Source organism: Streptomyces durocortorensis (genome assembly GCF_031760065.1).
Classification (GTDB): domain Bacteria; phylum Actinomycetota; class Actinomycetes; order Streptomycetales; family Streptomycetaceae; genus Streptomyces.
Genome location: NZ_CP134500.1, coordinates 5,691,838 through 5,717,897, shown reverse-complemented (window position 1 = coordinate 5,717,897; position 26,060 = coordinate 5,691,838). Strand labels below are relative to the sequence as shown.

General features: G+C 70.6%; 27 protein-coding genes and 1 pseudogene. 2 read left to right on the top strand and 26 right to left on the bottom strand.

Translation table 11 applies throughout. From position 1 onward, the window contains the following. Window position 1 precedes the first annotated feature (1 nt). The 8 genes from RI138_RS25385 to rpsB form a co-directional block, all read right to left on the bottom strand. Window positions 2-1,636, bottom strand: coding sequence for an ABC transporter permease (locus RI138_RS25385; RefSeq protein WP_096626462.1), 1,635 nt, complete (start codon window positions 1,634-1,636; stop codon window positions 2-4). A gap of 83 nt (window positions 1,637-1,719) precedes the next feature. Further along, complete coding sequence (locus RI138_RS25380) at window positions 1,720-2,817, bottom strand: thiamine ABC transporter substrate-binding protein (protein ID WP_096626401.1); 1,098 nt, start codon at window positions 2,815-2,817, stop codon at window positions 1,720-1,722. A 263-nt stretch (window positions 2,818-3,080) separates the two neighbouring features. After that, on the bottom strand, window positions 3,081-4,187 hold the full coding sequence (rlmN, locus tag RI138_RS25375; protein ID WP_096626399.1) for a 23S rRNA (adenine(2503)-C(2))-methyltransferase RlmN: 1,107 nt from the start codon (window positions 4,185-4,187) through the stop codon (window positions 3,081-3,083). 101 nt (window positions 4,188-4,288) lie between these two features. After that, window positions 4,289-5,374 carry a phosphatidate cytidylyltransferase gene (locus RI138_RS25370; RefSeq protein WP_311121745.1) on the bottom strand — a complete coding sequence of 362 codons (1,086 nt, stop codon included), beginning with the start codon at window positions 5,372-5,374 and terminating at the stop codon, window positions 4,289-4,291. After that, a complete protein-coding gene (gene frr / locus RI138_RS25365) occupies window positions 5,374-5,931 on the bottom strand; it encodes a ribosome recycling factor (protein ID WP_073771532.1) in 558 nt (185 codons plus the stop codon). The genes RI138_RS25370 and frr overlap by 1 nt, the downstream gene beginning before the upstream one ends. A 122-nt stretch (window positions 5,932-6,053) precedes the next feature. Then, window positions 6,054-6,830: a UMP kinase gene (gene pyrH / locus RI138_RS25360; protein ID WP_311121744.1), complete on the bottom strand. Its 777-nt coding sequence runs from the start codon at window positions 6,828-6,830 to the stop codon at window positions 6,054-6,056. Window positions 6,831-6,991: 161 nt separating this feature from the next. Beyond that, window positions 6,992-7,828 carry a translation elongation factor Ts gene (tsf, locus tag RI138_RS25355; RefSeq protein ID WP_096626392.1) on the bottom strand — a complete coding sequence of 279 codons (837 nt, stop codon included), beginning with the start codon at window positions 7,826-7,828 and terminating at the stop codon, window positions 6,992-6,994. 99 nt (window positions 7,829-7,927) lie between these two features. Continuing rightward, on the bottom strand, window positions 7,928-8,866 hold the full coding sequence (rpsB, locus tag RI138_RS25350) for a 30S ribosomal protein S2 (RefSeq protein WP_311121743.1): 939 nt from the start codon (window positions 8,864-8,866) through the stop codon (window positions 7,928-7,930). 277 nt (window positions 8,867-9,143) lie between these two features. On the opposite strand from rpsB, the gene RI138_RS25345 reads away from it, so the two are divergent. Continuing rightward, complete coding sequence (locus RI138_RS25345; protein WP_311121742.1) at window positions 9,144-9,875, top strand: murein hydrolase activator EnvC family protein; 732 nt, start codon at window positions 9,144-9,146, stop codon at window positions 9,873-9,875. Here RI138_RS25345 and RI138_RS25340 read toward each other — a convergent pair. The 17 genes and pseudogenes from RI138_RS25340 to RI138_RS25260 form a co-directional block, all read right to left on the bottom strand. Continuing rightward, window positions 9,826-10,383 (bottom strand): TetR/AcrR family transcriptional regulator, encoded by a 558-nt coding sequence (locus RI138_RS25340; protein ID WP_311123005.1) that lies wholly within the window; start codon window positions 10,381-10,383, stop codon window positions 9,826-9,828. The two genes, RI138_RS25345 and RI138_RS25340, sit on opposite strands and share 50 nt — an antisense overlap. 117 nt (window positions 10,384-10,500) lie before the next feature. After that, window positions 10,501-11,337, bottom strand: a complete 837-nt coding sequence (gene whiG / locus RI138_RS25335) for an RNA polymerase sigma factor WhiG (RefSeq protein ID WP_015611763.1) — start codon at window positions 11,335-11,337, stop codon at window positions 10,501-10,503. A gap of 254 nt (window positions 11,338-11,591) precedes the next feature. Further along, window positions 11,592-12,704 (bottom strand): DNA-processing protein DprA, encoded by a 1,113-nt coding sequence (gene dprA, locus RI138_RS25330; protein ID WP_398864351.1) that lies wholly within the window; start codon window positions 12,702-12,704, stop codon window positions 11,592-11,594. A 353-nt stretch (window positions 12,705-13,057) separates the two neighbouring features. After that, entirely contained in the window at window positions 13,058-14,680 is a 1,623-nt protein-coding gene (locus RI138_RS25325) for a YifB family Mg chelatase-like AAA ATPase (protein WP_311121740.1), read from the bottom strand. Further along, the gene (locus tag RI138_RS25320; RefSeq protein WP_096626364.1) at window positions 14,680-15,039 is read right to left on the bottom strand and encodes a YraN family protein; all 360 of its coding nucleotides are present in this window, start codon (window positions 15,037-15,039) and stop codon (window positions 14,680-14,682) included. The genes RI138_RS25325 and RI138_RS25320 overlap by 1 nt, the downstream gene beginning before the upstream one ends. A 164-nt stretch (window positions 15,040-15,203) precedes the next feature. Beyond that, complete coding sequence (locus tag RI138_RS25315) at window positions 15,204-15,512, bottom strand: DUF2469 domain-containing protein (RefSeq protein WP_003965949.1); 309 nt, start codon at window positions 15,510-15,512, stop codon at window positions 15,204-15,206. 64 nt (window positions 15,513-15,576) lie between these two features. Further along, complete coding sequence (locus RI138_RS25310; RefSeq protein WP_311121739.1) at window positions 15,577-16,065, bottom strand: NUDIX hydrolase; 489 nt, start codon at window positions 16,063-16,065, stop codon at window positions 15,577-15,579. Beyond that, entirely contained in the window at window positions 16,062-16,817 is a 756-nt protein-coding gene (lepB, locus tag RI138_RS25305) for a signal peptidase I (protein ID WP_311121738.1), read from the bottom strand. The genes RI138_RS25310 and lepB (RI138_RS25305) overlap by 4 nt, the downstream gene beginning before the upstream one ends. Window positions 16,818-16,867: 50 nt before the next feature. After that, window positions 16,868-17,761, bottom strand: coding sequence for a signal peptidase I (gene lepB, locus RI138_RS25300; RefSeq protein WP_311123004.1), 894 nt, complete (start codon window positions 17,759-17,761; stop codon window positions 16,868-16,870). Further along, window positions 17,664-18,740 carry a signal peptidase I gene (gene lepB / locus RI138_RS25295; RefSeq protein WP_311121737.1) on the bottom strand — a complete coding sequence of 359 codons (1,077 nt, stop codon included), beginning with the start codon at window positions 18,738-18,740 and terminating at the stop codon, window positions 17,664-17,666. The genes lepB (RI138_RS25300) and lepB (RI138_RS25295) overlap by 98 nt, the downstream gene beginning before the upstream one ends. After that, window positions 18,733-19,502: pseudogene (gene lepB, locus RI138_RS25290) on the bottom strand (signal peptidase I). Before lepB (RI138_RS25290) ends, lepB (RI138_RS25295) begins: the two are co-directional and overlap by 8 nt. A 45-nt stretch (window positions 19,503-19,547) precedes the next feature. Next, complete coding sequence (rplS, locus tag RI138_RS25285; protein WP_096626352.1) at window positions 19,548-19,898, bottom strand: 50S ribosomal protein L19; 351 nt, start codon at window positions 19,896-19,898, stop codon at window positions 19,548-19,550. A 131-nt stretch (window positions 19,899-20,029) separates the two neighbouring features. Further along, entirely contained in the window at window positions 20,030-20,851 is an 822-nt protein-coding gene (trmD, locus tag RI138_RS25280; protein WP_311121736.1) for a tRNA (guanosine(37)-N1)-methyltransferase TrmD, read from the bottom strand. After that, window positions 20,851-21,438, bottom strand: coding sequence for a ribosome maturation factor RimM (rimM, locus tag RI138_RS25275; RefSeq protein ID WP_311121735.1), 588 nt, complete (start codon window positions 21,436-21,438; stop codon window positions 20,851-20,853). The genes trmD and rimM overlap by 1 nt, the downstream gene beginning before the upstream one ends. 110 nt (window positions 21,439-21,548) lie before the next feature. Next, window positions 21,549-21,788, bottom strand: a complete 240-nt coding sequence (locus tag RI138_RS25270; RefSeq protein ID WP_066978740.1) for an RNA-binding protein — start codon at window positions 21,786-21,788, stop codon at window positions 21,549-21,551. 2 nt (window positions 21,789-21,790) lie between these two features. Further along, a complete protein-coding gene (gene rpsP, locus RI138_RS25265; protein WP_018488710.1) occupies window positions 21,791-22,231 on the bottom strand; it encodes a 30S ribosomal protein S16 in 441 nt (146 codons plus the stop codon). 157 nt (window positions 22,232-22,388) lie between these two features. Beyond that, a complete protein-coding gene (locus RI138_RS25260; protein ID WP_096626346.1) occupies window positions 22,389-22,982 on the bottom strand; it encodes a hypothetical protein in 594 nt (197 codons plus the stop codon). 454 nt (window positions 22,983-23,436) lie between these two features. On the opposite strand from RI138_RS25260, the gene RI138_RS25255 reads away from it, so the two are divergent. After that, on the top strand, window positions 23,437-24,321 hold the full coding sequence (locus tag RI138_RS25255) for a methyltransferase domain-containing protein (protein ID WP_311121734.1): 885 nt from the start codon (window positions 23,437-23,439) through the stop codon (window positions 24,319-24,321). 87 nt (window positions 24,322-24,408) lie between these two features. Here RI138_RS25255 and ffh read toward each other — a convergent pair whose 3' ends face one another. Then, window positions 24,409-25,956: a signal recognition particle protein gene (ffh, locus tag RI138_RS25250; RefSeq protein ID WP_311121733.1), complete on the bottom strand. Its 1,548-nt coding sequence runs from the start codon at window positions 25,954-25,956 to the stop codon at window positions 24,409-24,411. Window positions 25,957-26,060 lie beyond the last annotated feature (104 nt).

Sequence of the window (26,060 nt, the reverse complement as noted above, 5' to 3'; positions counted from 1 at the left end):
TTCAGAACTCCCCGGATCGGTCGGTGCGGATGCGTTCGAGGAGCAGCAGCGACACCGCGCACACCAGCATCAGAATCGTGCTGAGGGCCATCGCCTGCCCGTAGTTGAGCTCCCCGGACCGGCCCAGCAGCCGGGCCACGGCGACCGGCAGGGTCGGGTTGTCCGGCCGCGCGATGAAGACGGTGGCGCCGAACTCCCCGAGCGACACGGCGAACGCGAACCCCGCCGCGACCAGGAGCGCCCGCCGCACCAGCGGCAGATCGACCTCACGCCACGCCCGCAGCGGCGAGGCCCCGAGCACGGCGGCGGCCTCCCGCAGCCGGTCGTCGACCGCGCGCAGCACGGGCAGCATGGTCCGTACGACGAAGGGGACACCGACCAGCGCCTGGGCCAGCGGGACCAGGATCCAGGAGGTTCGCAGGTCGAGCGGCGGCTTGTCGAGGGTGATGAGGAAGCCGAAACCGACGGTGACGGCGGAGACTCCCAGGGGCAGCATCAGCAGCGCGTCGAAGCCCCGCACGAGCCGTCCCGCCCGGCGGGTCAGGGCCGCGGCCGCGAGCCCGCCGACGACGAGGGCGATGAGCGTGGCGACGAGCGCGTACCGCAGGGAGTTCCCGACGGCCTCCAGCGGCGGCACCAGGAAGGTGGAGGAGCCGCCCGACCCGGCCGACTGGAGGGCCCGGTAGTAGCCGAAGCCGTAACCGCCCGGCCCGTCGGCTCCGTCCGCTCCGTCGAAGGAACGCTCCACCAGCACTCCGAGCGGCATCAGGATCAGCAGCAGTGCGGTGAGCAGGACGCCGCCGAGCAGCGCCCACTGTCCGGCGCCGCGCGGCCTGCGGGACGTCTGCGCCGGGTCGACGAGCTTCAGCGCCCGCTCCCGGCGGCGTACGGTCACGGCGTGCACGGCGAGGATCGCGCCGACGGCCACGAACTGGACCATGGTCAGCACGGCGGCGGTCGGCAGGTCGAGCAGTTGCGCGGTCTGCCGGTAGATCTCCACCTCCAGGGTGGAGTACGCCGGTCCGCCGAGGATCTGCACGACGCCGAAGGAGGTGAACGTGAAGAGGAAGACCATCAGCGCGGCGGCGGCGACGGCGGGGGCGAGTGCGGGCAGGGTCACCCGGCGGAAGGCGGCGAACCGTCCCGCACCGAGCACCCGGGCGGCCTCCTCCTGACGCGGGTCCAGCTGGGACCAGAGCCCGCCGACCGTCCGGACGACCACGGCGTAGTTGAAGAAGACGTGGGCGAGCAGGATCGCCCATACGGTGGTGTCGAGGCGGAGGCCCCACAGCTCGTCGAGGAGCCCACCGCGCCCCAGCAGCGCCAGGAAGGCGGTGCCGACGACGACGGTCGGCAGCACGAACGGCACGGTGACGACCGCCCGCAGCACCTGTTTGCCCGGGAAGTCGAAGCGGGCGAAGACATACGCCCCGGGCAGGGCGATCAGCAGCGTGAGCGCGGTCGAGGCGAGGGCCTGCCAGGTGGTGAACCAGAGGACGTCGAGGATGTCCGGGCGGGCCAGCACCTCACCGATCCGCCCGAACTGCCAGACGCCGTCCGTCTTCACCCCGCGGCCGACGATCGCGGACACGGGGTAGGCGAAGAAGACGGCGAAGAACGCGACGGGCACGGCCATCAGGCCGAGCCGCACCGCGGCACCGCGCCGCCCGGACCCACGGCCGGGCGGCGCGGCTTCCGCTTCGGGCTCCGCTTCGGGCCCTACCTCAGGACGAGCGACTGCCACGACTTGATCCACTGCTCACGGTTGGCGGCGATCTTCTCGGGCGTGACGGTGGGGGGCGCTTCGACGGTCTCGCCGAACTCCGTGAACAGCTCGGGCAGCTCCGCGTCCGTCACGACGGGGTTCACGAACATGTTCAGCGGCATGTCCTCCTGGAACGTCTTGCTGATCATGAAGTCCAGCAGCGCCTTGCCGCCCTCCTCGTTCTTCGCCCCGGTCAGCAGCCCGGCGTACTCGGTCTGCCGGAAGCAGGTGCCGGTCGCGACCCCGGTGGGGGCCTCCTTCGGCTGCGGGTCGGCGTAGAGGACCTCGACGGGCGGGCTGGAGGCGTAGGAGACGACGAGCGGCCGGTCCGCCTTGGTCTTCTTGCCGCCCGCGGAGCCGGAGAACTCCTCGTTGTACGCCTGCTCCCAGCCGTCGACGACCTTGACGCCGTTGGCCTTGAGCTTCTTCCAGTACGCCTCATAGCCGTCCTCGCCCTGGCTGGCGATGGTGCCGAGGAGGAAGCCGAGACCGGGCGAGGAACTGGCCGCGTTCTCGGTCACCAGGAGGTTCTTGTACGCGGGCTTCAGCAGGTCCTCGAAGGTCTCCGGCGGCGCGAGCTTCTTGTCCGTGAAGTACTGCTTGTCATAGTTGACGCAGATGTCACCGGTATCAACCGGCGTCACCCGGTGCTTCTCGTCCTGCTGGGTGCCCTTGGCGACCCGGTCCAGGCCCTTGGCCTCATACGCGGTGAAGAGACCGTTGTCGAGGGCGCGGGAGAGCAGGGTGTTGTCGACTCCGAAGAAGACGTCACCGCGCGGGGAGCCCTTGGTCAGGATCTCCTGGTTGAGCGCGGCCCCTGCGTCGCCGCTCTTGAGGATCTCGACGGTGTAGCCGGTCTCCTTGGTGAACGCCTTCAGCACCTCGTCCGAGACGGTGAAGGAGTCATGGCTGACCAGGGTCACGGTCTTGGAACCGCTGCCCTTGGAGGCGCCGGAGCCCGCCGTACCGTCGTCGCTGCCGCAGCCCGCGAGCACGGTGACGCCGAGCGCGGCGGCGAGCGCGGTCGCCGCGTACTTCGTGGTGGTGTTCATGTGGTCCTCCTGGAGGTGACCAGGAAGAGACGCGGCCCCGCCCGCCGCCGGAGCCGTAACCGGAAGCGGGCAGGGCGCAACAGCTTGAGTAAGGTCCGAACTTCCTACCCGGAATGACCCGGGCGAGGTTCAGAGGGTCTGCGGCCAACCTGTCCTTGGTGCCGCACTCTCAGCGCTGTGGCGCTCCCCTGTCGGAATATGCAGTTGATTGCGGGCCCAGGCTACACCGGCGGTTTCGTCCGGCCCCGGAGAGGTGGCCGCTGTCAGCGCTCGGAGGCCGCCAGCTGCCCGCAGGCCCCGTCGATCTCCTGGCCCCGGGTGTCCCGGACGGTGACGGGCACACCGTGGGCCGCGATGGCCTCGACGAACGCCTTCTCGTCCTCGGGGCGCGAGGCGGTCCACTTGGAGCCGGGCGTGGGGTTGAGCGGGATGAGGTTGACGTGGACCCGCTTGCCCTTGAGGAGCCTGCCGAGCAGGTCACCGCGCCAGGCCTGGTCGTTGATGTCCCGGATCAGGGCGTACTCGATGGAGATGCGGCGGCCCGACTTCTCCGCGTACTCCCACGCGGCGTCCAGGACCTCGCGGACCTTCCACCGGGTGTTGACGGGGACCAGGGTGTCGCGCAGCTCGTCGTCCGGGGCGTGCAGCGAGACGGCCAGGCGGCACTTGAAGCCCTCGTCGGCGAAGCGCAGCATCGCCGGGACGAGGCCCACGGTGGAGACGGTGATCCCGCGCTGCGAGAGGCCGAGGCCGTCCGGCTCGGGGTCGGTGAGCCGGCGGATGGCACCGACGACCCGCTTGTAGTTGGCGAGCGGCTCGCCCATGCCCATGAAGACGATGTTGGACAGCCGGGCGGGGCCGCCCGGCACCTCGCCGTCGCGCAGGGCGCGCATGCCGTCGACGATCTGGTGCACGATCTCGGCGGTGGACAGATTGCGGTCGAGCCCGGCCTGCCCGGTGGCGCAGAAGGGGCAGTTCATCCCGCAGCCCGCCTGCGAGGAGATGCACATCGTGACGCGCTCCGGGTAGCGCATCAGGACGGACTCGACGAGCGTGCCGTCGTGCAGCTTCCACAGGGTCTTGCGGGTGGTGTCGTCGTCGCAGCTGATGTGGCGGACCACGGACATCAGCTCGGGGAACAGCGCCTCGGCGAGCTTCTCCCGGGACCCGGCGGGAATGTTGGTCCACTGGGCCGGGTCGTGCGCATACCGCGCGAAGTAGTGCTGCGAGAGCTGCTGGGCGCGGAACGGCTTCTCGCCGGTCTCGGCGACCGCTTCCTTGCGCTCGGCGGGCGTGAGGTCGGCGAGGTGCCGCGGGGGCTTCTTGGCTCCGCGGGGCGCGACGAAAGTGAGTTCTCCGGGCTTAGGCATGGTTCATCCAGTGTCGCAGACAGACGGGTGAGGGCCCGCCGCCCTGTGGACAACGAGCCCTCACCGTAAAGAATTGCAGGTGGGACGGGGTGTGCGGTGGCTCAGCCGGAGCCGACGAACAGCACCATCAGCAGCCACACCACCGGCGCGGTGGGCAGCAGCGAGTCCAGCCGGTCCATGATGCCGCCGTGGCCGGGGAGCAGGGTACCCATGTCCTTGATGCCGAGGTCCCGCTTGATCATGGATTCGCCCAGGTCACCGAGGGTGGCGCTGGCCGCGACCGCGAGGCCGAGCAGCAGCCCCTGCCACCAGGCGCCGCCGTCGATCAGGAACTCCATGCACAGCGCACCGGCGGCCATCGCGAAGGCGACCGCGCCGAGCAGGCCCTCGCGGGTCTTGCCGGGGCTGATGCGGGGGGCGAGCTTGTGCTTGCCGAAGCGCCAGCCGACGGCGTACGCCCCGGTGTCGCTGACCACGGTGAGGACGAGGAAGGTGAGGACCCGCCACGGCCCGTCGTCCGCCGTCAGCAGCAGGGCGACGAAGGTGGCCAGGAAGGGGACGTAGAACGCCGCGAAGACCCCGGCGGTGACGTCCTTGAGATATCCCTCCGGCGGTTCGGTCATCCGCCAGACCAGCACCGCGAGGGCGGTGAGGGCCATGGCGACCCAGGCCCCCTCAGGGCCCCGGACATAACCGGCGATGACCATCGCGGCGCCGCCGACGGCCAGCGGAACCAGGGGCGCCTTGATGCCTTTGCGCTCCTGGAGACGGGAGGTGAGCTCCCAGAGGCCGACGACGACGGCGACCGCTATCACGCCGATGAAGACGGCCTTCACGATGAACAGCGAGGCGACGATGACGGCACCGAGACCCACGCCCACTCCTATGGCGGCGCGCAGATCACGCCCCGCGCGCTTCTTCTGCGGCGGGGGCGGCAGCGGGGTGGACATGGGCTCCTGCGGCATCTCGTCACGGAACAGGGGGCCGCTGACGTGAGCGGCATCCCTGTCCCGGTCGGCGCGGTCGGCTGCGTCTCTACCTGCGTCGGGAACGTCCGGCACGTTGGGCATGGGCCGAGTCTGCTGGGCGTCATGCACATCGTGGGCAGGACCCGCCGGGGCAGCCCTCATCTCGGGCGTGCCCCAGTAACCCGCTCCTTGCGGGGCGCCCCAGGAAGAGTCGTTCATCAGACTTCGAGCAGCTCGGCTTCCTTGTGCTTGAGCAGCTCGTCCACCTGCGCGACGTACTTCGCGGTGGTGTCGTCGAGCTCCTTCTCGGCGCGGCGCACCTCGTCCTCGCCGGACTCCTTGTCCTTGACGAGCTTGTCGAGGGCTTCCTTGGCCTTGCGTCGGATGGAGCGGATCGAGATCTTGGAGTCCTCGGCCTTGCTCTTGGCGACCTTGATGTACTCCTTGCGGCGGTCCTGGGTGAGCTCGGGGAAGGTCACCCGGATGATGTTGCCGTCGTTGCTCGGGTTGACGCCGAGGTCGGAGTCGCGGATCGCCTGCTCGATGTTGCGCAGCGCCGTCTTGTCGAACGGCGTCACGACGGCCATCCGCGGTTCGGGAACCGAGAACGAGGCCAGCTGGTTGATCGGGGTCAGCGCGCCGTAGTAGTCGGCGACGATCTTGTTGAACATCGCCGGGTGCGCACGGCCGGTACGGATCGCGGCGAAGTCCTCTTTCGCGACGACGACGGCCTTCTCCATCTTCTCCTCGGCCTCAAGGAGGATTTCTTCGATCACCACGTGCTCCTGCGTGTCTTGGGTGGGCCCGGCATCGTCATCGTCGGGCCCTGCGGGTCCTGCGTCGCGTCCTCACCTGCGCGGTGTCCGACCGGCAGGCCGTTGTCCATCCTGGGGGGCCGTCAGGCCCGGGTGCTCGCGTCGCTCACGAGCGTGCCGATCTTCTCACCCTTGACCGCACGAGCGATATTGCCCTCGGCGGTCAGCTCGAAGACGAGGATCGGGAGCTGGTTGTCACGGCAGAGCGTGATGGCGGTGGCGTCGGCGACCTTCAGATCGCGGGAGATCACCTCGCCGTACTCCAGCGCGTCGAACTTCACCGCGGCGGGGTTGGTCTTCGGGTCGGAGTCGTAGACACCGTCCACACCGTTCTTCCCCATGAGCAGCGCCTCGGCGTCGATCTCCAGGGCACGCTGGGCGGCGGTGGTGTCGGTGGAGAAGTACGGCATGCCCATACCGGCACCGAAGATGACGACGCGCCCCTTCTCCAGGTGCCGTACGGCACGGAGCGGGATGTACGGCTCGGCGACCTGGCCCATGGTGATGGCCGTCTGGACGCGCGAGTCGATGCCTTCCTTCTCCAGGAAGTCCTGGAGCGCCAGGCAGTTCATGACGGTGCCGAGCATGCCCATGTAGTCGGACCGGGCCCGGTCCATGCCGCGCTGCTGGAGCTCGGCACCACGGAAGAAGTTGCCTCCCCCGATGACCACCGCGATCTGGGCGCCGTCGCGTACGACGGCGGCGATCTCGCGGGCGATGGTGTGCACGACGTCGGGGTCGACGCCGAGGCCGCCGCCACCGGCGAATGCCTCACCGGAGAGCTTCAGCATGAAGCGCCCGGAACCCTTGTCGTCGTCGCGCTTCTCGTCAGCCTGAATGGCGTCCGCGCCCTTGTCCATGGAAATTCTCCTCGTGCACATACGAAGAAGGCCATTGCCGGTGGGTCTGGTGTCCCTACAGCGGCAATGGCCTCCTCGTCAGATCTGCGGTCGTCCGGCGTGGGTGCGGCCGTCGACTGCACCAGACCCTATCGGGTCCGGTGCTGTTCGCCCGGACGGACTCAGATGCCGACCTTGATGCGCGAGAAGCGCTTCAGGGTGACTCCGGCCTCGTCCAGGACCTTCTGGACGGACTTCTTGGCGTCCAGCGCGTACGGCTGGCCGAGGAGGGTGGCCTCCTTGAAGAAACCGTTGACGCGACCCTCGACGATCTTCGGGAGCGCGGCCTCGGGCTTGCCCTCGGCGCGGGTGGTCTCCTCGGCGACGCGGCGCTCGGCCTCGACGACCTCGGCCGGGACGTCCTCGCGGGACAGGTACTTCGGGGCGAAGGCGGCGATGTGCTGCGCGATGCCCTTGGCCAGCTCGGCGTCGGCCTTGTCCAGCTCGACCAGAACACCGATCTGCGGGGGCAGGTCGGGCATGGTGCGGTGCATGTACACGGAGACGTACTCGCCGGTGAACTGCGCGAAGCGGTCCAGGACGATCTTCTCGCCAAGGTTGGCGTTGGCCTCGTCGACGTACGCCTGGACGGTCTTGCCGGCCTCGATCTCGGAGGCGAGCAGCGCCTGGAGGTCGGCCGGGGAGGTCGCGGCGACGTGGGCGGCGAGGGTGTTGGCGACGGCCTGGAACTTCTCACCCTTGGCGACGAAGTCCGTCTCGCACTTCAGCTCCAGGAGAACGCCGGACGTCTGGTCCTCGGAGATGAGGGAGACGACGGCACCGTTCTCGGCAGAGCGGCCCTCGCGCTTGGCGACGCCCTTCTGGCCCTTGATACGGAGCGCCTCGACGGCCTTGTCGACGTTGCCGTCGGCCTCGTCGAGCGCCTTCTTGCAGTCCATCATGCCGGCGCCGGTGAGCTCGCGGAGCTTCTTGACGTCAGCGGCGGTGTAGTTCGCCATGAGTCTGTATGTCTCTCTCGAAGTCTGAAAGATCTACGGGTGAACGGCGGGGGCGACGCTTGTGGCGTCAGCCCCCGCCGTCAGTAGCCGTGACGGGTGTCAGGCCTGCTCGGCGTCCGCGGCCGGAGCCTCGGCCTCGGCGACGGCCTCGGCCGGCTTCTCGGCGTCGGCGACCTTCTCGGTCTCGGCGGAGGACTGGACCTCGGCGGCAGCCGCGGTCTCGTCGGCCTGCTCGGCGGCAGCCGCGGTCTCGTCCTTCTTGTCGCCCTCCAGCAGGTCGCGCTCCCACTCGGCCAGCGGCTCGCCGGCGGCCTTCTCGCCCGGCTTCGAGTCGCCGGTGGCGGCGCCGGAGCGGGCGATGAGGCCCTCGGCGACGGCGTCGGCGATCACGCGGGTGAGCAGGGTGACGGAGCGGATCGCGTCGTCGTTGCCCGGAATCTTGTAGTCGACCTCGTCGGGGTCGCAGTTGGTGTCGAGGATCGCGACGACCGGGATGTGGAGCTTGCGCGCCTCACCGACGGCGATGTGCTCCTTCTTGGTGTCGACGATCCAGACGGCGCTGGGCACCTTCTGCATCTCGCGGATACCACCGAGGGTCTTCTCCAGCTTGGCCTTCTCGCGCGAGAGGACCAGGAGCTCCTTCTTGGTGAGGCCGGAGGCGGCCACGTCCTCGAAGTCGATGAGCTCAAGCTCCTTCAGACGCTGAAGGCGCTTGTAGACGGTGGAGAAGTTGGTGAGCATGCCACCGAGCCAACGCTGGTTGACGTACGGCATGCCGACGCGCGTCGCCTGCTCGGCGATGGCCTCCTGGGCCTGCTTCTTCGTACCCACGAACATGATGGAGCCGCCGTGGGCGACGGTCTCCTTGACGAACTCGTAGGCGCGGTCGATGTACGACAGCGACTGGAGCAGGTCGATGATGTAGATGCCGTTGCGCTCGGTGAAGATGAAGCGCTTCATCTTCGGGTTCCAGCGACGGGTCTGGTGACCGAAGTGGACGCCGCTTTCCAGCAGCTCCCGCATCGTGACGACGGCCATGGCCGTACTCCTTGAGGTGCTCGGTTGTCGCGACCGCAGGATTGCTGTCGCGCCTGACGCCCCGACGCGCCGTGCCACGAGGGACCGAGGAGCGCGGCCACCTCCTCGAAGAGGGAGGTGGCGGGGCGTGCGAAGTCGACCCGGTGACCCGGATCGCCGTAAGAAGTGTACGGGACCCGCCGGGTGCCGGGTGACGGCGATGTCCACAACCGGCGAGTAGTCCACAGGAACGGTCCATGATCACCGGAATCCCGGCCTCCGGGCGATGGTGGCGGACATGTGCACCCACCCCGGCCGACGCCGCTCCCCCGCTCTCCGCGCCCTGCTCCTGTTCCCGCTCCTGCCGGTGTTCCTGCTGTACGTGCTGCTCCCGGCCGGGAGCAGCACGCCGGGCAGAGCCGTCATGCCGACCGGGGCCGAGGCGTCTCTGGCAGGGGCGGGCGCAGATGCCGATGCCGACCCTGACGCCGATGGCGGCGACCGGAGCTGGCCGCTGACGGGGAGACCCACGGTGTTACGGGGGTGGCAGCCGCCCACCGGCCCCTACGGGCCCGGCCATCGCGGCGTCGACCTCGCGGCGGGGCCGGGCGCCCCGGTGCTGGCGGCTGCCGGGGGCCGGGTGTCGTTCGCGGGGCGGGTGGCGGGACGCGGGGTGCTGGCCATCGAGGTGGGCGGCAGCGGGTCGCCTCCGCTGCGCACGACGTACGAGCCGGTGCGGGCGCTGGTCGAGGAGGGCGCGAGCGTGCGGGCCGGACAGCCGGTCGGAGCGCTGGAGGAAGGGCCCTTCCACTGCGCGGCGGGCTGCCTGCACTGGGGGCTGCGACGCGGGGACGCCTACCTGGACCCGCTCTCACTGCTGCCGCCCTCACTACTGCGGAGAGGCCCTTCGCGACTGCTGCCGGTGTTCGGGGTGCCGGAGCCGGGAAGCGCGAGGGCGTTCCGCGGGGTGCGGGGCCGGGTCAGCCGCGCACACCACGCAGGACCATCGCGACGGCGGTGTCGGCGATGACGCCCGGCTCCTCCGCGACACCGAGCTCGATACGGCGCACGGCGGCGTCCACCGAGCCCTGGAGGAGCATGGCGGCCAGCCTCGGCTCGGTGTGACCGAGGTCGCCGAGGGCCTCGACGATCATGGCGATCAGCGCACCGTGCGCGGCCCGGATCTTCTCCCGGGCACCGGCGTCGAGCTCGCTCGCGGAGATCGCGACGACGGCGCGGTGACGGCGGTCGCCGACGAGGTCCAGCTGCCGGCGCACATACGCCTCGATCTTCGCCTCGGGCGTCTCGGCGCGCTGCATGGCGTTCTCGACCTCGGCCGCCCAGACGGGGAAGTCGACGGCGCACAGCTCCTCGACGACCGCGGCTCGGGAGCGGAAGTACTCGTACACGGAGGACCGGGCGAGGCCCGTGCGCTCGGCGAGTGCGGGGAAGGTCAGCGCCTCCGTACCGCCCTCGGACAGCAGGGAGCGCGCGGCGTCCAGGAGGGCGCCGCGCTGCATGGTCCGGTGCTCGGCCACGGAGGCCGCTCGAATCCTGGGCACGCATCCACTCTACGGCGGCAGGGGTCCGAGGGAAGGGCACGGCCTCTGACCGAGTGGCCGGGAGGGATCGGGAAGAAGGCCGGGGAGGGAGCGTCAGCGGCCCGCGTCGGCCAGTTTCGCCCGGAGCTGGAGGACGGACTTGGTGTGGATCTGGCTGACACGGCTCTCCGTCACCCCGAGGACGTTGCCGATCTCCGCGAGAGTCAGGCCCTCGTAGTAGTAGAGGGTCACCACGGTCTTCTCCCGGTCGGGGAGGGTGTTGATCGCGCGTGCGAGCAGCCGTCTCAGCTCGCGGTCCTCGGCGACCTCCACCGGATTGTCGGCGGCGGTGTCCTCCAGGGTGTCCATCAGGCTCAGCCGGTCGCCGCCCTCCCCGCCGACGTGCAGCAACTCCTCCAGCGCGACCACGTTCGCCAGGGACAACTGGCTGAAAACAGCGTGCAGTTCCTCCAGTGCGATGCCCATCTCCGAGGCGACCTCGGCCTCCGAGGGCGTACGCCTCAGCTGCGCCTCCAGCGTGGCGTAGGCGCGCTCCACGTTGCGCGCCTTCTGCCGGACGGACCGGGGGATCCAGTCCAGGGCCCGCAGTTCATCGATCATCGCGCCGCGAATCCTGGTGATCGCGTACGTCTCGAACTTGATGGCCCGCTCGATGTCGAACTTCTCGATGGCGTCGATCAGTCCGAAGACTCCGGAGGAGACGAAGTCGGCCTGCTCGACATTGGACGGCAGCCCCACGCTCACCCGGCCCGCGACGTACTTGACGAGCGGCGAGTAGTGCAGGATCAACTGCTCCCGCAGCCGCTCGTCGCCCGTGGTCTTGTACGAACGCCACAGTTCGTCGAGCGAGGAGGGGGCGGGAGGGCGCACAGTGCCACGCGCAACGGGTGGTACTGCCGCGCGGTCAGACCCGGAGGTGTGCTGGGGCATGTGGTGCCTTGAGCCGTTCTGCCGTGAAGTGCTGGGGGACTTTTGTCTGGGGCGGAATCCTTGTGAGCGTAGCGTGACTGCGGCGTCGCAGTCCGCGCAGGACGACAGTTCCATGACGCGTGATTGCGTTCTGCCGTTCACGCTGTCCGCGCCTGCCCGGGGGCGGTGCAGTCGCCATGGGCACCGGCCCTGAGCAGGTCACCGATCGATCGTGCGGGGTCATCGGCCTTACCTTTTCACCCGAATGCTCCAGGTCAAGTACCGCCTCGCCGCGCGTCGTCGTTGCGTGCCGACGGGTTCGTCAATCGCCAGCCGTCGCCCTCGCGTTCGACGAACCCCAGTGAGTGCAGTTCGTACAGCCGCCCGAGCGTTTCGTCGGCGGAGATCCCCGCGCTGCGGGCGAGGTCACGGGGGTGGGTGACGCCGTGGTACGGAAGGGCGTCGAGGACCCGCGCGGCGACCGCGTCCAGCCGGTCCCGGGGCAGGACCGGGCCGCGCCTGCACGGCGCGAGATCGCCGATGTCACCCACCAGTTCGACGACTTCGGCCGCGTCGGTGACCAGCACGCCCTCCCCGCGCAGCAACTCGTGGACCCCGGCCGACAGTCCGCTGGTGGCCGGGCCGGGCACCCCCATCGCGAAACGGCCGAGCCGCTGTGCCTGACGGGCGGTCACCAGCGAGCCACTGCGGTACTCCGCCTCGACCACGACCGTTCCCCTGGTCAAGGCGGCGATGACGCGGTTGCGCAGGATGAACCGGCTGCGGGTGGGGTGAGCGGACGGGGGCAACTCGGCCACGATGAGCCCCTGTCGGGCCAGCCGCCCGAGCAACTCGGCGTGCCCGCGCGGGTAGGGCACGTCCACCCCGCAGGCCAGCACCGCCGTCGTCGCCCCGCCCGCGGCCAGCGCCCCGCGGTGCGCCGCTCCGTCCACGCCGAACGCCGCGCCCGACACCACGACCCAGCCCCGCTCCGCCAGCCCGGAGCCGAGGGTCGCCGCCATGCGGGCCCCGTACGGGGTGCACGCCCGCGCACCGACCACCGCGACCGACCGCAGGGACCACAGCCGCAGGTCCGGCCGCCCTCGCACCCAGAGCCCGACGGGCCGACCGTCGCCCAGGTCGTCGAGCTGGCTCGGCCACTCCCGGTCCCCCGGGCAGACGAAGCGTCCGCCCACCGCGGCCACCGCCGCCAGGTCCCGCTCCGGCTCGGCGGCGGCCGCGCGCAGCCGGTAGCCGCCGAGCCGCAGAGCGGTCATCCCGGGCAGCCCCTCGGCGGAACCGTCCTCAACGGTGAGCCGACGCATCAGCTCGACAGGTCCGGTCTCCCGGAGCCACCGCCCGGCACGCTCGTCCCCCGGCTCCAGCACCCGCGTCAACGCAGCCCGCGCCACCCGCTCCAGATCAGGCTCCGGCTCCAGCTCTCCCGCCCGAGCGCCACCTCTGTCGGGCTCCCGATCCCCATAGGCTTCCTGGTTGGGCTCCCGATCCCGCACCCGGCTTCCTTCGCGGTCAGACCCCCGCGCCCGAGCCCCGCTCCGATCGGGCTCCCGATCCCCATACGCCTCCCTGTCGCACTCCCCGTCCCGGGCCCCTGCCCCTGCCCGAACCTCTCCCCAACCGGGCTGCCGCGCGTACTCCCGCACCCGTTCCTCCTCCCGCTGGCCAGGCATCCCGCATCCCCCGTCCCCGCCCGTATCCCGGCGCTCCCCCGTCAGTCCGCTCACCGCTCACCCGCCCCCATCGGTACCCCGCGCTGGATGCCCGTCCGCAGCTCCAGGGCCACCGCCACGTCGGAGGCGTCCGGGCGGTCGGCGCCCCGCAGGTCCGCCACCGTCCAGGCGACCCTCAGCACCCGGTCCAGGCCCCGGGCCGTGAGGATGCCGCATTCCAGGTCCCGTTCCGCCGCTGCCAGCGCCCCCGGGGCCGCCAGCAGCCGGGTCCTCAGCTCATGGCCGGGGACCTCGCTGTTCGTGGTCCACGGGGTGCCGGCCAGCCGCTCGGCCGCGCGCGTCCTCGCCGCCCGCACCCGGGCGGCGACCGTGGCCGTCGATTCGCCCCGGCCGCCCTGCCCGAGGAGGCCGGCGCGGTCGACCGGCTCCACCTCGACCCGCAGGTCCACCCGGTCCAGCAGCGGCCCGGACAGGCGTGCCTGGTAGCGGCGGACCACGGAGGGCGGACACTCGCAGCCCGCGCCGGTCAGCGTGTGGCGGCCGCAGGGGCACGGGTTCGCCGCCAGGACCATCAGGAACCTGGCGGGCAGCCGCACCACCCCGGCCGCCCGCGCGACCACGACATGGCCCGACTCCAAGGGCTGGCGCAGTGCGTCCAGGGCCTTGCCCGGGAACTCGGGAGCCTCGTCGAGGAACAGCACCCCTCGGTGGGCCAGCGAGACCGCTCCGGGCCTCGGCATCCCGTTGCCCCCGCCGACCAGGGACTGCATGGTCGCCGAGTGGTGCGGGGCGCAGTAGGGCGCCCGGGAGACGAGCGGTTCACCCGGGGGGAGGATGCCCGCCACGGAGTGGACCGCCGTCACTTCGAGGGATTCCTGCCGGGTCAGCGGCGGCAGGACCGCCGACAGCCGTTCGGCCAGCATGGTCTTGCCCGCGCCGGGCGGTCCCGAGAAGAGCAGATGGTGTCCTCCGGCCGCCGCCACCTCCAGAGCCTGACGGGGGCGGGGCTGGCCCGCGACATCCGCCAGGTCCGGCCGGTGTCCCTCGCCCCTCATGGCGGCCGGGGCGAGCCCCGTACCGAGGCCGGTGCCGGGGATCATGAGACCAGCGAGCATGGCGTCGGGGCGTCCCTGGTCGGCGACGGGCTCCTCGGGCACCGGTTCGTCGCAGAGGACGGCGATGAGCTGGCGCAGGCTCCGGACGCCGAGGACCGAGACCCCCGGCACCAGCGCCGCCTCCCCGGCCGTCTGCTCGGGGACGACGACCTGTTCGTAACCCGCCTCCGCTGCCGCGAGAACGGCGGGGAGCACACCGCGTACGGGGCGCACGCGGCCGTCCAGGCCCAGCTCGCCGATCATCACCACATCGGCGATGGAGGCGGGGTCGATCCGTTCCGCCGCGCCGAGCACCGCACAGGCGACGGCGAGGTCGAAGCCCGAGCCGCTCTTGGGGACCGAGGCCGGGGAGAGTCCGACCGTGAGCTTCTTCTGCGGCCACTCGGCGCCGGAATTGACCACGGCGGCCCGCACTCGGTCCCGGCTCTCCACCAGGCTCTTGTCCGGCAGCCCTACCAGGGTGAACGCCGCGACCCCGGGCTCCAGGTCGGCCTGGACCTCGACCACCACTCCCTCGACGCCGACCAGCGCCACGGAACACGCTCGTGCGTAGCCCATCAGGAGACCCCCCGCGCGTGCTCGGTGACCGGGGCGCCACGCCTGGGCACGATCACCCCGACCAGATCGATGCGCACCCCGCCGGGCGGGGCCCCGCCGTGCCGGTCGAGCCAGATCTCGGCGAGCCGCCGCAGCCGGTCCGCCTTCTCCGGGCCGACCGCCGCCATGGGATGTTCAAAAGCTTCCGACCTGCGGGTTTTCACCTCGCAGAAGACCAGAGCGTCTCCGTCCCTGGCCACGATGTCGATCTCTCCGGCACGACAGCGCCAGTTGCGCTCCACCACGGTCATCCCGGCTCCGGTCAGCAGCCGTGCCGCCAGATCCTCGCCGTACCGCCCGAGTGCCCCCCGTGCGTTCATATCGGCACCACCTCCGGCACCGACTCTGACCCGGCACGCCAGAAAATGTGGATCTTGGTGGATAACCCTGCGGATGTGGAAAACCCGGTCACCCACACGGGTGACCGGGTCTTCGTCCCACGTCTCGCACGTACCGGCGGCCCCTGGTTGCGGGCCGCGCGGGGTCAGCCTCCCGGAAGTTCCAGATCGCTCTTGTTGAGCTCTTCGATATTGACGTCCTTGAAGGTCAGCACGCGGACCTGCTTGACGAATCTCGCGGGCCGGTACATGTCCCAGACCCAGGCGTCCGCCATGGACACCTCGAAGAAAACCTCACCCTGGACGGAGTGCACCTGCATCTCGTAGTCGTTGGTGAGGTAGAAGCGCCGTTCGGTCTCGATCACATATTTGAACAGACCGACGACATCGCGGTACTCCCGGTAGAGCTTCAGCTCCATCTCGGTCTCGTACTTTTCGAGGTCCTCGGCGCTCATGGCATGTTTCCCCTTCAGCCGTGCGTTCCCCCATTGTGCGTCAGCCTCGGACGCCCCTGGACGATTAGACGATTTCGGGGGCCAGAACCAACGGATCACGTGGAGGACCCTCGTCGAGGAGCGTGAGCAGCAGCTCGGCGAGTCTGGTCGGGTACACCGTCTCACGCGTCGCGAGCAGTTCGGCGGAGGTCCACCACCTCAGACCGGCGACGCTGCGCAGCTCCAGGTCCGTGAAGCCCTGCGGGGCCGTGGCGGTCTGCACCGTACGGGCCAGGTAGTACCACTCGTCCTGGTCCCACCGCCGTCCGGCGAACGGGAAGGAGCAGGTCCGGGTCCAGATCAGCGGGCCCAGCTCGATGTCCGTGATACCGGTCTCCTCGGCCAGCTCGCGGCGGGCCGCCTGCTCCCGGGTCTCGTCGCCCTCCAGACCGCCGCCCGGGGTGAACCACCAGGTGTCGGCCGGGTCGTCCGGCTCGTGCCCGTGGAGCAGCAGTACGCGGTCGTCGGGGTCCAGGAGGACCACCCGGGCGACCTTGCGGGCCTCGGAGGTCACCGGGCCCCTCCCACGGGCGGCCTGCGGCGGGCGAGACGGGCGGCCAACGGCCCGTACACCGCTCCGCCCAGGATCAGCGCGGCCCCGACCGCGGTCGCGCCCAGCTGGAGCGGCAGCGGGCCCTCGGCGGAGACCCCGCCGGGCAGCGCCGCGAAGGACGCGGGGCGGCCGATCATGCCGTTCATCGGCCAGGCCACGGCGTCCACCCGGGCCCGTACGGCGCTCAGCGGCACCGAACCCTGACCCGCGTCCTCCAGATGGACCCGGGAATCCAGGGAGGTGGCCCGTTCGTCGCCCAGCAGAAAGATCTGGCCCCGGGGCACCTCGGCGGTGAAGTCCTGGGGTGAGGCGGGCGCCTGCTTGCCCGGGGCGGCCGGGCCCCGGCTGAGATAGGGCTCGTCGACGGGGGTGCCGTTGACGGTGAGCCGCCCCTCCTTGTCGCAGCAGACCACCTTGTCGCCGCCGACGCCGACGACGCGCTTCACCATGGGGGCGGCCCCCCAGACCTCGTCGGTGAAGACCACCACGTCACCGCGCCGGACATCGGCGCCCTCTATCCGCTCGGCGAGCACCCGGTCGCCGGGCTTGACCGTGGGGGACATCGAGGCGGTCGGGACCGTATAGGGCTGGTAGACCACCGCGGCCCAGACGAAACCGCCGAGGAAGAGCACACAGCCGACGGCCACCGCCAAGCCCGACACCATGGTGCCGGCCCGGCCGCGGCCGTCGTTGTTGCGTCCTGTACCGCTCATCCCAGCGCTCCCCCGTCGGAGATCGACAATCGCTGATCCGAGTCGGCACCCTACCCGGCGGTACGCCCGCCGGTCAGCCTCCTGCGCCGCCACAACACGAGGGGCACCGCTCCGGCTACGCCCAGTGCCGCCGGGGCCATCGCGGCGGCCGCGTTCAGACCGGGCTGGTCGAAGGTGTCGGGGATGGGCAGGGTCGCCCAGCGGCCCAGGGGCCAGGCGATGACCACGGCGCGGCCGACGACCTCGTCGTTGGAGACGGTGCCCTGGCCCGGGAGCTCTTGGTGGTAGCGGGAGTCCAGGGAGTTCTGCCGGTGGTCGCCCATGACGAAGATCCGGCCCTCCTCCACCTTGATCGGGCCGAAGGGCCTGTCGTTGCACGGGGTGTTGCCCGGGAAGATGAACGACTTCTCGTCGAGCGCCTTGCCGTTGACCGTGACCGGCCCGTTCTCCTTGCACTCCACGGTGTCGCCGCCGACCGCGATGACCCGCTTGATCAGGTCCTTCTCCTCGGCGGACGGCATCAGGCCGATGAAGCTCAGGAACTTCTGCGCCACGTTGGGGTCCGGGGTCTCGGTGTCCTCCAGCCAGCCGCCCGGGTCGTGGAAGACCACGACCTCGCCGCGCTCCGGCTCGGAGCCGAACCAGGGGGTCAGCTTGTCGACCAGCACCCGGTCGCCCCGCTGCAGGGTGTTCTGCATCGAGTCCGAGGGGATCGAGAACGCCTGGACCAGGAACGTCTTGATCAGCAGCGCCAGAACCAGGGCGATACCGACCAGCAGCGGCAGCTCGACCCAGAAGGAACGGTGCTTCTTGGGTGCGGCACCACCGCTGTCCGCCGGGCCGGACTCACCCGTCGCCCCGTCCGCCCCTCCTGCAGCGGGGGACTCGTCGCGCCCCGGCCGGTCCTCGGGTTCGTCGTGTCCGGATCGTGCGCCGACCGCCAAATCCCCCACATCCACTCCTCAATACGTGCCACTGCCCGCGCCCGATCCGGTGCAGGCCCACCACTCCCATAACGAGCGGGAGTTCCGCAGGGGTCGGGAGCCGGACCATTCCGTATCGATCCGGAGGTGCCACACTATTCGACGGGGCCGACACAGCCGCCCCGGAGCCGCGCGCGTCCGGGACCGCCCTGAAGGCGTCGCGTTGTTCGAGCGTGCTCCAGTGCCCGAAGGGCCAGGCGATCACGACGGCCCGCCCCACGACCTCCTCCTCGGAGACCGTGCCCCGGTCGGGCTCGTCGAGGTGGAAGCGGGAGTCGGCGGAGTCGGACCGGTGGTCGCCCATGACGAAGAGCCGCCCCGGGGGGACCTCCACCTCGAACTGGATGGCCGACGGGCGGTCGTCGGGGTGGAGATACGTCTCCGCCAGGGGTACGCCGTTGACGGTGACCCGGCCGTCCTCGCCGCAGCACTTCACGGTGTCGCCGCCGACCGCGATGACGCGCTTGATCAGGTCCTGCTCGTCGTCGGACGGCAGCAGCCCGATGAAGGTCAGCAGCTCGGTGACCTGCTTGACGCCGATCGGCGGGTCCTTCTGCTGCCCGGGGTTCTCCTGCTGGAGCCAGCCGCCGGGGTCCTTGAACACCACGACGTCACCGCGCTGCGGCTTCGACCCGAACCACGGGGTCAGTTTGTCCACCAGCACCCGGTCGCCGATCCGGATGGTCTGCTCCATCGATCCGGACGGGATGACGAACGCCTGGACCAGGAAGGTCTTCAGGACGAGCGCGATGAGCAGCGCCACGACGACGAGGACGGGTATCTCCTTCACCGCGGACCTGCGGCGCTTGCGCCGGACCTTCCTGGCGAGCCTGCGGCGCTCCGCCCGGTTGGGCAGCGAGCGCGGTCCGGTGGGCCTGCTGCCGGTCGGCAGGGACGCGTCGGGGTCATGAGCGCCGCGCGGGCGCCCGCGGTTACCCATGCGCCCCGCCGGGCTTCCGTACGCCCCCGAAGGCGCCGGTCCCCTCCAGCGGGCCGATCCGGGCCGGCGGCCAGCCCAGCCAGTCCACCCGGCCGATGACACGCTCGACGGGGACCATCCCGCCGCCGGGCGATCCGAGGTGGTCCCGGGAGTCGCTGGAGCGGCTGCGGTGGTCGCCCATCATCCACAGGGTCCCCGTGGGCACGACGATGTCGAACGGCACCCGGGACGCGGTGTCACCGGGGTACAGATACGGCTCGTCCACGGCGACGTCGTTCACCTGGACCCTCCCCCCCGCGTCGCAGCAGACGACACGGTCACCGCCCACGCCCACCACCCGCTTCACGAAGTCGGTGTCGGCGGGCTCCGCGAGGCCCAGGGACGCCGCCGCACCGCGCAGCAGCCCGGCCACCGGGTTCGCGTCGAGGTCTTCCCTTACGAAGGAGCCGGTCCCGTCGAACACCACCACGTCGCCACGCCGGGGCTCGGCGCCGAAACGGTACGCCAGCTTGTTGACGAGGACCCGGTCACCGACCTGGAGCGTGGGCTCCATCGAGCCGCTGGGGATCAGGAAGGGCTGGACCACATAGGCGCTGAACAACAGCAGGGCGAGGGCGCCCGCGACCGCCCCGGCGAGCACCCGCCGCCAGGAGACCACGGCGACGATACGGTCCCGGGTACGCGAGAAGCGCGACCGCTCCCCAGGACCCGCATCGGGTTCCGGGAGCGGTCGCGCTTCGAGTGCTGTGCTTGCGTGTCCATCGCGGCCGAAGCTTATCCGGCCGCCCTGGGGACGCGGGACTCAGCTCAGTTGTCGCGCTTCTCCTTGATCTTCGCGGCCTTGCCGCGGAGCTCACGGAGGAAGTACAGCTTGGCGCGGCGGACGTCACCGCGGGTGACGAGCTCGATCTTCTCGAAGATCGGGCTGTGCACCGGGAAGGTGCGCTCGACGCCGACGCTGAAGGAGACCTTGCGGACCGTGAAGGTCTCGCTGACGCCCGAGCCCTGGCGGCGGATGACAACACCCTTGAACTGCTGGATACGGGAGCGGTTGCCCTCGATCACGCGCACGTGGACGTTGACGGTGTCACCGGGGCGGAACGCCGGGACGTCCGTACGGAGGGAGGCGGCGTTGACGCCATCGAGCAGGGAAGCCATGGTTTCTGCTTTCTTCGCCGATGCCACAGGTCATCGACGGGAAGGTCGTTGAAGAGTTCGGGGTGCTGATCACGTCGGGCGGGCGTCTTTCCCCCTGTGGCAGGGGCGCACACCGGACGGACAGCAGCGGCCTATTGTTCCACGTCGGAGGGCCTGCGCCAAAATCGGCCGCCGGGCTCCGGCGCGAAGCCCAGGATGGACAGGATCTCGCGGTCCTTCTTGTCGAAGGCGCTCGCCTCGCACCGCTCGATCAGGTCCGGCCGGTTCAGTGCGGTGCGGGCGAAGGCCTGGTCACGGCGCCAGCGCGCGATCTTCCCGTGGTGGCCGCTGAGCAGGACGTCCGGGATGGACCGGCCGCGCCACTCGGGCGGCTTGGTGTAGACGGGGCCCTCCAGCAGGTTCGCCATCGCGCCCGGGGCGAAGGAGTCGTCCCGATGGGACTCGGCGTTGCCGAGGACGCCGGGCAGCAGCCGGGCGACGGCCTCCGTGATCACCAGGACGGCCGCTTCCCCGCCCGCCAGCACGTAGTCCCCGATGGAGACCTCGACGACCCTCAGCCGGGAGGCGTACTCGTCGATCACGCGGCGGTCGATGCCCTCGTAGCGGGCCGGGGTGAAGACCAGCCAGGGCTGCGCGGAGAGCTCGACGGCCAGCTCCTGCGTGAACGGGCGGCCGCTGGGCGTGGGCACGACGAGCACCGGGGAGTGCGCCCCGGACTCGTAGCCGTCGGCGAGTGTCTGGTCCAGCGCCTCGCCCCAGGGCTCGGTCTTCATGACCATGCCGGGGCCGCCGCCGTAGGGGGTGTCGTCGACCGTGTTGTGCCGGTCGTACGTCCACTCCCGCAGGTCGTGCACATGGACGTCCAGTACGCCACGGGCGCGGGCCTTGCCGACGAGGGAGACGTTCAGCGGGTCCAGGTACTCCGGGAAGATCGTGACGACGTCGAGCCGCATCAGGCTTCGCCCTTCGGCGCCTCGCCCGCGTCCCCGGGGGCCTCCTCCTCGTCGCGGGAGGAGGCCACCACGGCCTCGCTCGCGTCGATCAGGCCGGGCGGCGGGGTGATGACCGCGCGCTGCTCCTCCAGGTCGATCCCGGCGACGATCTCCTCCACGAAGGGGATCATCACCTCGCTGCCGTCGGGGCGCTCCACGATGAAGAGGTCCTGCGAGGGCAGGTGGGAGATCTCGGTGATCCGGCCGATCTCGGTGCCGTCGGCGAGCACCACGTCGAGGTCGATCAGCTGGTGGTCGTAGAACTCGTCCTCGTCCTCGGGAAGTTCTTCCGGGTCCACCTCGGCGATCAGCAGGGTGTTGCGCAGTGCCTCGGCGGCGGTGCGGTCGCGCACGCCCTCGAAGCGCAGCAGCAGCCTGCCGCTGTGGACCCGGCCGGACTCGACCGTCAGCGGGCCCGTCGCCGCCGGTTCGGTGGCCAGGACGGCGCCGGGCCCGAGCCGCAGTTCCGGCTCGTCCGTTCGTACCTCGACGGTGACCTCGCCCTTGATGCCGTGGGCGCGGCCGATCCGCGCGACTACCAACTGCACGCTGTTCTCCGATTGGTGGGGACGGACGCCTGGGCGCCCCGGGTGGCCGACGACAAAGGCCGGGGACGGCCCGAAGGCCCTCCCCGGCCCTGGCCGGTGTTCAACTTCTCTCAGCGAACCTGGTCCACATCGACGAGGTCGACGCGGATCCCACGGCCGCCGATGGCACCCACGACCGTACGCAGGGCGCGAGCGGTGCGGCCGTTGCGGCCGATCACCTTGCCGAGGTCCTCGGGGTGAACCCGAACCTCCAGCACGCGCCCGCGGCGCAGGGTGCGCGAGGCCACCTGCACGTCGTCGGGGTTGTCGACGATGCCCTTCACGAGGTGCTCGAGAGCCTCCTCGAGCATGCTCAGGCCTCGGTGGACTCGGTGGACGCAGCAGCGTCAGCCGCCTCGTCCGCCTTCTTGTCGGACTTCTTGGCCTTGGGGGTGATGGCCTCACCCTTGGCCTCGTCGCCGTCCGCGGACAGCGCCTCGAACAGTGCGCGCTTGTCAGCCTTGGGCTCCGGCTGAAGCAGCGGCGCGGGGGCCGGGAGACCCTTGTGGGCCTGCCAGTCACCGGTGAGCTTCAGGATCGCGAGGACCGGCTCGGTCGGCTGGGCGCCGACGGACAGCCAGTACTGCGCGCGCTCCGAGTTGACCTCGATGCGCGAGGGGTTCTGCACCGGGTGGTACAGGCCGATCTCCTCGATGGCCCGGCCGTCACGGCGGGTACGGGAGTCGGCGACGACGATGCGGTAGTGAGGCGAACGGATCTTGCCCAGACGCTTCAGCTTGATCTTGACTGCCACGGAAGTGGTGTCTCCTGGTCTATGACGTGGTTGGGCACAACGAAGATGCCACGTGGGGTTGCGGTACTCGGGTGCCCGATGGACGCGTCAGCCGGAGGAGAGAGGGGTCCTATGCGACTGTCGAGTACAGCTAGCCATTGTGCCACACCACGAAGGCTCACCCCACCGCGACCGCCGCTTCCGGGATCCGGAACGGCTTTCCGCAGCCACCGCAGACGATCGGCGCCTGTGCCAGGACCGACGGGACGACCCGGACGTTGCGTCCGCAGTCGCAGACGGCCTTGACCCGCACACCGCCCCCGGAGGAACCGTGCCGGGCGGCAGGTCCGCGGAAGGAGCGCTTGGTGTCGGCGGCGGTGGCGACCGTGTGCGCCTTGAGGGCGCGCTGTAGCCGTTCGGTGGTCGGACGATACCGGCGCTTGGCTTCCGGATTCAGCGTGACCAGCGAGAATCCGCTGCTGGGGTGGGGTTCCTCGGCATGGTCGAGGCCCAGCTCCTCGGCGATCGCGAGGAAGCGTCTGTTGTGGTAGCGGCCGGCGCGGGAGGTGTCACGGACTCCTCTCGCGGCGGCGATGCCGTGGACTGCCTCGTGGAGCAGTCGTTCGAAGGAGAGCTCGGCGCCACAGGCGGACGAGGACTCTCCGATCAGGGACTCGGGCGCGGCAAGATCGGGCAGCTCGGGGTGGTGCCGCTGAATGTCGGCCCACGCCTGTGCCAGCTCTGCGGCAAGTACAGGTGGTGTCGTGCTCACGTCGTGATAACGAGCCCGAGTGCTCCGGTGTTCCTATTCCGGGGCATCCCAAATAATTTGCACGTACCAGTCAGTTGCCCTTGATGCGTCCGGACGAGGGCGCGTGCGCAGAACTGCGGAGAAGACACACAGCTCACACCAAGGTGGTGCGTAGCGTCCGTACGCCCGGCGCAGCGGTTGTGCGGTGTGCCGGCGCACGTCGGCCCTTACGGATCCGCCCCGTGAGACTACCTTCCGCGCGGCTCGACGTGCCCGGGGCGGGGTGTCGGGTCAGACTGTTCGGAGAGCGGACGCGGGGGCGGGGCGCACGACCGGAGCACGCAAACATTGCTCCACAACCCCTGGACGGAACGGCGGATGCGCAGTTCTCTGGCATACGGGGGGTGCGGACATACGCACGCGGGGGCCGTCCATTCGGGCACGATCGACCTCTTGGCGGATTGGGGCGCTTTCCATGACACCAACGCTCGTCCGGCACCACCGGGGCGCGGATCCGTCCGCGCCGGCGGACGCCGGTACCCGCGCACGTGACTGGGCCGAGATCCAGGAGCGCATGCTGGCACCGCTGTACGAGGCGGTGTACGACCGGCTGGAAGTCGGGGCAGCCACCCGGATGCTGTCGCTCGGCTGCGGCTCCGGCCTCGCGATGCTCGTCGCCGCGGCCCGGGGGGCGCACGTCACGGGTGTGGACTCCGACCGGGAGCGCCTGGCCCTGGCCCGCGCCCGGCTGCTGCCCGGCGCGGGCTGGGACGACGCGCCCGCGCACTCCGCGCAACCGGCGCGCCGTCGGGCCCGGCTGCTGGAGGACGGCGGAGCCGCGGCATCCGGTGCGGACGGGGCTCCGTACGACCTGATCACGGTCTTCGAGCCGATCGGCTGCGCCGCGGGCGATTCCGAGGGGCTGGTGCCCGCGCTGGAGTCGGCCGTGCCGCTGGCCGCCCGGGGGGCGACGGTGGTGCTGACGGGCTGGGGTCCGCCGGAGCGGTGTGCCACGGCGGCGGTGCTGCGGGTAGCCGCCCGGCTGGCGGAGTCCGCGCGCCCGCCGCGTACGGCATCGGGCGGCTGGCGGCCCACCCTGCGGGACGATCTGGAGGAGGTGGCGTCCCGGGCCGGGTTGAAACCGGACGGTTCGGGGCGGGTGTCCTGTCCGTTCGGCTACGCGGACGTGGGCAGCGCGGTGCGCGGGCTGCTGTCGACCGGTCTCTTCGACGCCGCCGTACGGGCCACGGACCGCTCACAGGTGGAGAAGGAGGTCGCGGAGGCCCTGCATCCGTACCGGCGGCCGGACGGCACGGTGTGGATGCCGAACGTGTTCCGCTACCTGGTCTGCGTGACCTGAGCGGGCCTCTTCGGGGCATGGGGCTTCAGGACATACGTAAGGGGCGCCCTCTCTCAAGGGCGCCCCTTACACATGCCGTGCCTTGTCCTACATGAACTTCTTGAACTCGTCCGGCAGCTCGAAGTTCTTGCTGTCCTGGGCGGGCAGGCCGAACGCGCCGCCCTGGGCGGCCGCCTGCTCGCGGCGCTCCGCGGCGGCGGCCTCCTCGGCCTTGCGCTTCATCGGGTTGCCGCTCTTGCGCTTGCCCTTGGCCTGCTTGACCTGCTTCTTCTGACGGCCGGGGCCGCCACCCATGCCGGGCATCCCCGGCATCCCGGGCATGCCGCCGCCCTGGGCCATCTTCGACATCATCTTGCGGGCCTCGAAGAAGCGCTCCACCAGGCCCTTGACCGCGGAGACCTCGACACCCGAACCCTTGGCGATACGGGCCCGGCGCGAGCCGTTGATGATCGTCGGCTCGGCGCGCTCCTTGGGGGTCATCGACTTGATGATCGCGGCGGTGCGGTCGATGTCGCGCTCGTCGATGTTGTTGATCTGGTCCTTGATCTGCCCCATGCCGGGCAGCATCCCGAGCAGCTTGGAGATGGAGCCCATCTTGCGGACCTGCTCCATCTGGGCCAGGAAGTCGTCGAGCGTGAAGTCCTTGCCCTTGCTCGACGACAGCTTGGAGGCCATTTTGGCGGCCTCTTCCTGGCTGAACGTCTTCTCGGCCTGCTCGATCAGGGTGAGCAGGTCACCCATGTCGAGGATGCGGGAGGCCATCCGGTCCGGGTGGAACGCGTCGAAGTCCTCCAGCTTCTCGCCGTTCGACGCGAACATGACCTGCTTGCCCGTGACGTGGGCGATCGACAGGGCCGCACCACCGCGGGCGTCGCCGTCGAGCTTGGAGAGCACCACGCCGTCGAAGCCGACACCATCGCGGAAGGCCTCCGCGGTGTTGACCGCGTCCTGACCGATCATCGCGTCGACGACGAAGAGGATCTCGTCGGGGCTGACGGCGTCGCGGATGTCCGCGGCCTGCTGCATCAGCTCCTGGTCGATACCGAGACGGCCGGCGGTGTCGACGATCACGATGTCGTGGACCTTGGCCCGGGCGAACTCGATGGAGTCCTTGGCGACCTGGACCGGGTCGCCGACACCGTTGCCCGGCTCGGGGGCGTAGACCGCGACCCCGGCGCGCTCGGCGACGACGCTCAGCTGGTTGACGGCGTTGGGGCGCTGGAGGTCGCAGGCGACGAGCAGCGGGGAGTGGCCCTGGCCCTTGAGCCAGAGGCCGAGCTTTCCGGCCAGCGTCGTCTTACCGGCGCCCTGGAGACCGGCGAGCATGATCACGGTGGGCGCGGTCTTGGCGAACCGCAGCCGCCGGGTCTCACCGCCGAGGATGGCGACGAGCTCCTCGTTGACGATCTTGACGACCTGCTGGGCGGGGTTCAGCGCCTGGGAGACCTCGGCGCCGCGCGCCCGCTCCTTCACCTTGCCGATGAAGGCCCGCACCACGGGCAGGGCGACATCGGCTTCCAGCAGGGCGATACGGATCTCGCGTGCCGTGGCGTCGATGTCGGCCTCGGACAAGCGACCCTTGCCCCTGAGGTTCTTGAAAGTCGCGCTAAGGCGGTCGGAGAGAGTATCGAACACGGCGCTCGTCGGTCCTCAGGGTCGGGGGCGGGGCAGGTCAATCGCCCTCCAGGGTATCCGTCCCCCGGAGAACACCAAGCCCTCGCCCGGATACGAAGGCGGAC

Excerpts from the sequence above, each read along its gene's own strand:
- pyrH (WP_311121744.1), bottom strand. The coding sequence starts at position 6,830 with ATGGACAAGGGCGCGGACGCCATTCAGGCTGACGAGAAGCGCGACGAC.
- RI138_RS25370 (WP_311121745.1), bottom strand. The coding sequence starts at position 5,374 with ATGAACGACTCTTCCTGGGGCGCCCCGCAAGGAGCGGGTTACTGGGGC.
- RI138_RS25270 (WP_066978740.1), bottom strand. The coding sequence starts at position 21,788 with ATGCTCGAGGAGGCTCTCGAGCACCTCGTGAAGGGCATCGTCGACAAC.
- RI138_RS25385 (WP_096626462.1), bottom strand. The coding sequence starts at position 1,636 with ATGGCCGTGCCCGTCGCGTTCTTCGCCGTCTTCTTCGCCTACCCCGTG.
- tsf (WP_096626392.1), bottom strand. The coding sequence starts at position 7,828 with ATGGCGAACTACACCGCCGCTGACGTCAAGAAGCTCCGCGAGCTCACC.
- whiG (WP_015611763.1), bottom strand. The coding sequence starts at position 11,337 with ATGCCCCAGCACACCTCCGGGTCTGACCGCGCGGCAGTACCACCCGTT.
- RI138_RS25345 (WP_311121742.1), top strand. The coding sequence starts at position 9,144 with ATGTGCACCCACCCCGGCCGACGCCGCTCCCCCGCTCTCCGCGCCCTG.
- lepB (WP_311121738.1), bottom strand. The coding sequence starts at position 16,817 with ATGAGCGGTACAGGACGCAACAACGACGGCCGCGGCCGGGCCGGCACC.
- RI138_RS25320 (WP_096626364.1), bottom strand. The coding sequence starts at position 15,039 with ATGAACGCACGGGGGGCACTCGGGCGGTACGGCGAGGATCTGGCGGCA.
- RI138_RS25380 (WP_096626401.1), bottom strand. The coding sequence starts at position 2,817 with ATGAACACCACCACGAAGTACGCGGCGACCGCGCTCGCCGCCGCGCTC.
- rplS (WP_096626352.1), bottom strand. The coding sequence starts at position 19,898 with ATGGCTTCCCTGCTCGATGGCGTCAACGCCGCCTCCCTCCGTACGGAC.
- trmD (WP_311121736.1), bottom strand. The coding sequence starts at position 20,851 with ATGCGGCTCGACGTCGTCACGATCTTCCCGGAGTACCTGGACCCGCTG.
- RI138_RS25325 (WP_311121740.1), bottom strand. The coding sequence starts at position 14,680 with ATGGGCTACGCACGAGCGTGTTCCGTGGCGCTGGTCGGCGTCGAGGGA.
- RI138_RS25315 (WP_003965949.1), bottom strand. The coding sequence starts at position 15,512 with ATGAGCGCCGAGGACCTCGAAAAGTACGAGACCGAGATGGAGCTGAAG.
- rpsB (WP_311121743.1), bottom strand. The coding sequence starts at position 8,866 with ATGGCCGTCGTCACGATGCGGGAGCTGCTGGAAAGCGGCGTCCACTTC.
- rlmN (WP_096626399.1), bottom strand. The coding sequence starts at position 4,187 with ATGCCTAAGCCCGGAGAACTCACTTTCGTCGCGCCCCGCGGAGCCAAG.
- RI138_RS25255 (WP_311121734.1), top strand. The coding sequence starts at position 23,437 with ATGACACCAACGCTCGTCCGGCACCACCGGGGCGCGGATCCGTCCGCG.
- lepB (WP_311121737.1), bottom strand. The coding sequence starts at position 18,740 with ATGGGTAACCGCGGGCGCCCGCGCGGCGCTCATGACCCCGACGCGTCC.